At 44.3% G+C, this 7,066-nt stretch carries 6 protein-coding genes, 1 pseudogene and 1 riboswitch; all 7 genes and pseudogenes read right to left on the bottom strand.

All coding sequences use genetic code 11. The features are described 5' to 3' along the window. A pseudogene (locus tag I8748_RS17075) lies at positions 1-788 on the bottom strand (cobalt-precorrin 5A hydrolase); the annotation flags it as partial. Positions 789-1,004: 216 nt separating this feature from the next. After that, a complete protein-coding gene (locus tag I8748_RS17080) occupies positions 1,005-1,526 on the bottom strand; it encodes a DUF433 domain-containing protein (protein ID WP_225896450.1) in 522 nt (173 codons plus the stop codon). After that, positions 1,507-1,785 carry a BrnT family toxin gene (locus I8748_RS17085; protein ID WP_198125765.1) on the bottom strand — a complete coding sequence of 93 codons (279 nt, stop codon included), beginning with the start codon at positions 1,783-1,785 and terminating at the stop codon, positions 1,507-1,509. The genes I8748_RS17080 and I8748_RS17085 overlap by 20 nt, the downstream gene beginning before the upstream one ends. 62 nt (positions 1,786-1,847) lie before the next feature. Further along, entirely contained in the window at positions 1,848-2,552 is a 705-nt protein-coding gene (locus I8748_RS17090) for a precorrin-2 C(20)-methyltransferase (RefSeq protein ID WP_198125766.1), read from the bottom strand. Between the two features lie 2 nt (positions 2,553-2,554). After that, a complete protein-coding gene (locus I8748_RS17095) occupies positions 2,555-3,181 on the bottom strand; it encodes a precorrin-8X methylmutase (RefSeq protein ID WP_198125767.1) in 627 nt (208 codons plus the stop codon). 56 nt (positions 3,182-3,237) lie between these two features. Beyond that, positions 3,238-4,902, bottom strand: coding sequence for a precorrin-3B synthase (gene cobG, locus I8748_RS17100; RefSeq protein WP_198125768.1), 1,665 nt, complete (start codon positions 4,900-4,902; stop codon positions 3,238-3,240). Next, a riboswitch (cobalamin riboswitch) is annotated at positions 4,877-4,996 on the bottom strand. (Overlaps the previous gene by 26 nt.) 255 nt (positions 4,997-5,251) lie before the next feature. Continuing rightward, entirely contained in the window at positions 5,252-6,823 is a 1,572-nt protein-coding gene (locus I8748_RS17105; protein WP_198125769.1) for a B12-binding domain-containing radical SAM protein, read from the bottom strand. Positions 6,824-7,066: the final 243 nt, after the last annotated feature.

Below are 7,066 nucleotides of genomic sequence, written 5' to 3' on the forward strand. Positions count from 1 at the left end.
GGTACGCCCAAGGCTTCAGCAACGGCGTGTATTGCTGGATTTGCAGCAACAGTTAGGGGTGCGAATATGGCTGCTACGGATGCGGGTGCAAGTTCGGCATCAGCTAGTAACTGCTGTACTGAAGATACATCAATGGTGTTGGTGATAGCGATCGCTACAGTTGCGGGGTGGTATACTAGCCGCTTGGGTGTAGGAAGCACCAAACGTTCTGTAATCTGAATCGTCAAATCTCCTTGAGAGTCGATGGGCAATTGACTATTACTCAACCAGGATGCTGTTCCCTCTAACTTCACTTGCGCCCCAGCTAATAAATCTGAGATAAAGGTTTTGGCATCGTCTGGGTTAGCTAAGTAATATCCAGGAGGAGGAGACAACAACGCTGTGCGAAAACGGATATCGCCGGTGGTTGTAATTGCAGCTTTCACATCAAGTGCTTCGGCTATGTGACGTGCCAAATCATTTACACCACTGAGTCCACCCAACAGAGGGACAACAGCGCTACCATCTTCAGCCACGGCTATAACTGGCGGTTCAGTGCGTTTATCTGAAATGATAGGAGCTAATGTTCTAATTAAAATACCAGCCGCACAAATACCAATTAGCGGTGTCCCTTCAGCAAATAACTCGCGCAGCGTCTGGCCGAAATTCGTAAAGCTGACATCAACCTCGCAAGTACGGCCCGCTAAACCGTATAATGTTGCCCCTGGTATGACACTTATTATTTTGCGTGCTACTGCCACACTATTTTCACCCAATACCACAACGGCAGGTGCAATCTTCGTCATCATAAAATTTCTTGAACTTTAATAGTTATTTTGAGAAATTTGATACTCTTATCCCGGTGTAAGAATACTTAATTTTTTTACGAACCGCAGAGGACGCAGAGAACACAGAGAAAAAGAGGGGATAGGTATTCTTTGAGCGGGAAGGGAGTAGTTCTTAAATAAAATCACAAATAGGTAATTAGTATAGCCTACGTTAAGCTGGCCAAAAAGCATCAGGATTTAGCTTTCATAGAAATATTGTTGTTGAGCCAACAAGCGCAAACGGATTAAACTCAAATCAGGTTGAACACTTGACAACTTCTGTTTTACTGATTCTGCTAACTGTTCACGATGGTTGAGATAGGCTTTTACAGCCTCTTGATGGCGGAGATAATAACCAATTGTGGTGTAAACATCAGATAACAATAAAGTTGAGTAACGCTGCACAATGGATTCAGGGGACGCACCATCTTGAAAAGCACGAATTACCAACTCCAGCAAAATTCTTGAATTTCCTACTCGTATAGCTCCTGTTTCATCTTCTCGAAAAGGAGGTGCTTCAGGTTCTACAATAAAATTCACAGCTTCCTCTTTAGATTTGTCACTGTCAGTTACTAAAGCTAAAGCTTTACCTCCCATAACTGCTTGGCTTTGAGCATCACGATCAAAGCGATTGGGTTTTGCTTTCTGGTAATCAAAGTGGTACTCTGGCATAAGCTCATCGTTAGAATTTTGTGATTCATCAAAAAACGTTTTGTTCATAATCTTCACGTTCTCTTCGAGTTGCTAGACGGGCGCTGATGATACCGATAGCATTAGAACTTTCTGTGAAGGCAATTAACAACAACCGATTACTTTGAGAGTGTCCAATAATAATTTCTCGCTGCTCATTTACAGAGTGCGCTTTATCATCAAAGATAACTGCCTGTGGATTATCAAAGATGGTTTTAGCTTCTTCAAAGCTAACACCATGCTTGTTGAAATTGGCGGTTGCTTTTGACTCATCCCACTCGAACTTCATGTACAAATCATATTTGATTATTCATCAAGGCAACACACAGAAAACTTGACTACGCCCCAAGTCTACAGTCGATTTTTGCTGGGTATGACAATCATAGCGAAATAGGGGACTTGTGCTGGATCAACTTCATCAAGCGGTACAATTCGCTGCTGTGCCATTGTTGCTCGTTCAATGTATTTTGCCCGCGATGCTAACCCTAATTGGTGCAGGATATCGCGCACTTTCGTAAAGTGACGACCCAGTTTCATAATCGCCGCTGCATCGGTTGTCAGCAGTTGTGTAGTCAGTTCTTCGGCTGGCATTGGCGCAGGTAGCACGGTGAGAATATCGTTGTAGTAGGTGAAGGGTACACCTAAAGCCACCGGACAAGCCATTAATGAAGAAACTCCAGGGACAACTTCTGTTTGGTACTGGTCAGATAATCTGGTAAAAACATACATGAATGAACCGTAGAAAAACGGATCACCTTCGCACAACACAGCTACATCGCGTCCAGCGGCTAGATGTTCGGCAATTGGTTCAACTTCTTTGTCGTAAATTGCTTGTGCTTTTTCTGGTTCCAAGGCGCGGGGTAAATGAAACTGTACCTCGATTTGATTAACAGTCAAATACTGTGACACGATCGCCCGCGCTATACTTTCTTTATCTGTTGCCGATTGATAGGCAACCACAGGGGCAGCTTGTAATAGCCGCAATGCCTTTAAAGTCAACAATTCTGGATCGCCAGGCCCTACACCAATTCCATAGAGACGACCTTTGGTTTGCATATTTATTCTTCCTCCGTTGCCAAGGCGTTTACTGCGGCGGCGGCGATCGCACTGCCACCCCGCCGACCATGTAATGTTAAAAATGGTACATTCCGGCTATCTGCTGCTAGGGCGGCTTTTGACTCTGCCGCCCCCACAAACCCCACTGGAAAACCCAAAATTACCGCCGGTTTGGGGCATCCTTTATCTAGCATTTCCAGTAGCCTAAACAGTGCCGTGGGTGCATTGCCAATTGCCACCACTGACCCTTCTAAGTGCGATCGCCATAGTTCCAAGGCTGCGGCTGACCTTGTTGTACCAAGCTTTTTAGCCATTTCTGGCACTTCTGGCTGATTCAGGGTGCAAATCACTTGATTGTTTGCTGGCAACCGCTTTCTGGTCACGCCTTCGGCAACCATACGACAATCACACAGAATTGTAGCCCCTGCTGCGAGTGCTACCCGTCCAGATTGTACTGCCGTTGGTGAATATCCCAAGTCAGTGACAATATCCGTCATTCCACAAGCATGGATGAGACGCACAGCAACTTTTGCTACATCTTTTGGCAATATATCCAGGTTGGCTTCCGACCGGATGATGGCAAAGGAATTACGGTATATTTCACTAGCGTCTTTGATGTAGTCGGGCATTGGGAATTGGGAATGGAGCATGGGAAAATACTTTTTTGTGCTTGTTCTGCGGGCTTTTAAGAGAATAGCTGTTTTAGTTGAGCGATCGCATATCGATTGGCAAATTCTGCAAATGATTCAGTATAATTTGTACGTTTTATTTTATACACTTTTAACATTCGCTCTAATAGGGCGGGTAGTTTGGCTAAACTGACATCTTGGTAGAGTTCACGACCAAATTTTTCGTGACTATAACCGTCACCAATATAAACTTGATAGCTCTCCACAGTTCCATTTTCCTTTTGGGCGCTGACACCGAGGAGGGTGATATCACTTTTGCTATGCTGGGCGCAGGATTTTTCACACCCGCTGAAGTGAATATTAATTGGGTGGTCTAGAGTAACGCGAGTTTCAAGATACTCTGCTAATGCCAATGCATCACCCTTGGTATCTGTGGCAGCAGCAGCACAACCACGCTTGCCAGAACAGGCAACTAATGCACTCTTAATATTACTTGGGGAAGAATCTAACCCTAAGACTGCAAGTTTGTTTTGCACATCGTTAACCCATTGCTGGGGAATATCAGTGAGAAGTAAATTCTGCCAAGGAGTTAACCTGATACTGCTGCCATAGCTTTCTGCCAAATCAGCTAAACCCCGCATTTGCTGACTTTCCAGGCGACCAAGAGGCAACACGACACCAATATAAAATAAACCTGGCTGACGCTGGGGGTGAATACCGATATGTTGATACTGATGTAGGGGGGATGAGGGGGATGAGGAAGATGTTACTTGCCCATTTTTTGAGGCTATTTCTCTACACAACTGAGTATGAGTATCTGACTTCAACCCCAAACTCTCTTTTGTAACGATAGTGGGAAATTGCTCCCCCTTCCCTCCTAGGGAAGGGGGTTGGGGGGTTAGGTTTCCTCTGATTTCGCTGTGCAAAAGCGAAAAAGGCAAACTTGCCTCAACTTCCTGAAGATAATTTTCACAACCTAAACTATTGAGTAATTCTCTTAAACGTGGCTTACGTTTACTATTAGTATCAATATGTTTTAGATAAACATTAGCCAAAGCTGCCAACAAGGGTAAACATTTTTCTGGTGTCAGCAAAACCCCTGTATCAGCGGGTGGTTCACCCTTCGCGCCGATACTGAGACAGAGGCGGAAGTAAACTTGATTGTTAACTAAAACAGCTGCAAAGGCGATATCATTGGGGCGATCGCAAACTGAAACTAACCCACCACCATCAAAGCCAACGCTAAATTTTGCTGGTAGTCCACAAAGGTGGGGATGTGTAGCAATGTAATTGTCCCAGTCTTGAACAAATGGACGGGTATCGATTAATTCTTGAGGATCTATGCCAGCTGTAGGGCTGGTCATAATGTTACGGATGTGGTCTACATTCGTATTAGAAGAACCAAGCCCTAAATCTTGCAAGTGCTTCAAAACTGTAGTATTTATCTGTGTGCGAATTTCGCGGACTTGTAAGTTGGCTCGATTCGTGACATCAATATAGCCACCGCCGTATTTGTCTGCGATATCTGCGATCGCACGGCACTGTATATTATTAAGAATCCCGCCTGGTATTCTAATGCGAGACAATATACCATCGCAAGCAGGTGTGACGTAAAACAAACCAGGACAGGCAATACCAGACAGCAAAACTAAAACTCCTTCTCCGTGCAACGCAGAGAGTAGACCGTAAGTGTATCTTGAAGATACGGCTGGAGTCGGCATTCTGACTCAGAAATTCAAAAGTGAATTTCCTTACAGCTGCGGCACAGTCCCGGAATCTCACCGGAGTTTCCCGACTCCAAGCTTTAGTAATTTAGCACAAGTAAGTAACTAAGCTTCGATAGAATATTTTTTCTTAAGGGGAAGGGGAAGGATGAAGGGGAAGGGGAAGGATGAAGGGGAAGGGGAAGGTGGAAAGATGAGGGGGAAATTTCTATCTCAATTCCCAATTCCCAATTCCCAATTCCCAATTCCCAATTCCCAATTCCCAATTCCCAATTCCCAATTCCCAATTCCCAATTCCCAATTCCCAATTCCCAATTCCCAATTCCCAATTCCCAATTCCCAAATATCAACTAACAGCCTCTAGCTGATAACCTGCTTTTTCTTGTGCTTGCTTGTTTTGCTGAAATTCCTTTAGTTTTGTTTCTAATCTTGCTTTCACCTGATGGCGGAAAGTGAAAAAGTGTTCGCCTAAACTTAAAGCGACGAAATAATCGTAGAATACACTAGGTTTTTGTAGAGCGATCGCAATAAATTGCCACCAAAAAGTCAAACGTGTGGTGCGAACTACACCCTGTCGCCAACAAACCATCAAAAACAGCCGCATTTCATGCCCAGTCAGCCGATGTTTGATTTTCGGACGCTGACCTTTCATCATCATAAAGTGGCGGAAAGTCCGTTTTAAGTAAGGTAACGGCTCATAAAGATTCCAGAAACAATCAATGTATTCTGCTACGATTTCTTCTATAGGTCGAGTCGGTTGAAAGTTCATCAATGAACCTTGATAAGCTGTCGCTATACCTTCATATAAACGACCTTCTTCCTTGAGGCGATTCCACATTTCTGTATTTTGCAATGCGTGCAGTAAACTTAGATGGGCTTGCGGAATACCTGTGTCTTCTACAAATTGCTGAATGCGTTCTCCAGCACCAGTACGTTCATTGTCAAAACCAATGATAAAGCCAGACATAATTTGCAATCCGGCTTGTGTGATTTTGTAGCATGATTCCATTAAGGACTTACGAGTATTCTGTTCTTTGTGAATTCCTGCTAAGCTTTCCACGTCGGGCGTTTCGATGCCCATAAATACTATAGTGAAGCCAGCTTTGACCATCAATTCGATTAATTCATCATCTTCTGCCAAATTCAGCGAAGCTTCTGTGAGCAAAGGAAAAGGATAATTGCGTGCTTCCATCCAAGGAATTAATGCTCGCAACAATACTTTAGCATTGCGTTTGTTGCCTATAAAATTGTCATCGACGATAAACACATAGCGATACCAGCCCATTTGATATAATACTTCTAATTCCGCTAGCATCTGCTCTGGGGTTTTCGTGCGCGGTTTGCGACCAAATAAGTTGATGATGTCACAAAATTCACATTGAAATGGACAACCGCGGGAAAACTGTACGGTGACAGCCATGTAGGCATCTAAATCTAGCAAGTCAAATCGAGGTATAGGAGTTTGAGTAACATCCGGTTTTTCTGTAGCACGGAAAATCCCTTGTTCTTGTCCTCGTGCCAAAGCTTCCAAGAACATAGAGATGGTGCATTCCCCTTCGTCTAAAATTAGATAAGAAGCTCCTGCTTCCAAAGCAAATTCTGGTACTGATGTAGGGAAAGGGCCGCCGACTGCTACCTTTTTACCTAGTTTCACCCCTTTAGCAATCAACTCACGGAAATCATCTTTTTGGATAATCATTGCAGAGATGATTACCAAATCACACCAATCCCAGTCTTCGTTTGTCTCCAAGCGGACATTGCGGTCTACCAATTTGACTTCCCAATCATTTGGCAGCATCGCCGCCACTGTAATTAAACCCAATGGCGGATTTGTAGAGCGTAAACCTGCCAAATCAAGGGTTTCCTGGTAAGACCAAAAAGAATTGGGCATTATGGGCCAGAGTAGTAAAGCTTTCATAAGCAGACACCCCGGAGTGGAAGTTAATTAATATTCTCAGAGTACTGCTAGTTTCTCTAACAAGAATTTAAACTTTGTATAGTTTTGTAAACGAAAGGTACACAAATGGCCGTTGTGAGCGAGGGAGCAGGGGAACTCGGGGCCCCCACGACCGAAAGGGAGGAGCCACTGCGTTGGACGGGTTCCCCGGCTTGAAGCATGTGGCGTTGGGGATTAGGGGCACAGGGGAGCAGGGGAGATGGG

This window comes from Amazonocrinis nigriterrae CENA67 (assembly GCF_016056305.1).
GTDB classification, from domain to species: Bacteria; Cyanobacteriota; Cyanobacteriia; order Cyanobacteriales; family Nostocaceae; genus Amazonocrinis; species Amazonocrinis nigriterrae.

Coding starts and splice junctions, on each gene's coding strand:
- I8748_RS17080 (WP_225896450.1), bottom strand. CDS start 1,526: ATGAACAAAACGTTTTTTGATGAATCACAAAATTCTAACGATGAGCTT.
- I8748_RS17085 (WP_198125765.1), bottom strand. CDS start 1,785: ATGAAGTTCGAGTGGGATGAGTCAAAAGCAACCGCCAATTTCAACAAG.
- I8748_RS17090 (WP_198125766.1), bottom strand. CDS start 2,552: ATGCAAACCAAAGGTCGTCTCTATGGAATTGGTGTAGGGCCTGGCGAT.
- I8748_RS17095 (WP_198125767.1), bottom strand. CDS start 3,181: ATGCCCGACTACATCAAAGACGCTAGTGAAATATACCGTAATTCCTTT.
- cobG (WP_198125768.1), bottom strand. CDS start 4,902: ATGCCGACTCCAGCCGTATCTTCAAGATACACTTACGGTCTACTCTCT.
- I8748_RS17105 (WP_198125769.1), bottom strand. CDS start 6,823: ATGAAAGCTTTACTACTCTGGCCCATAATGCCCAATTCTTTTTGGTCT.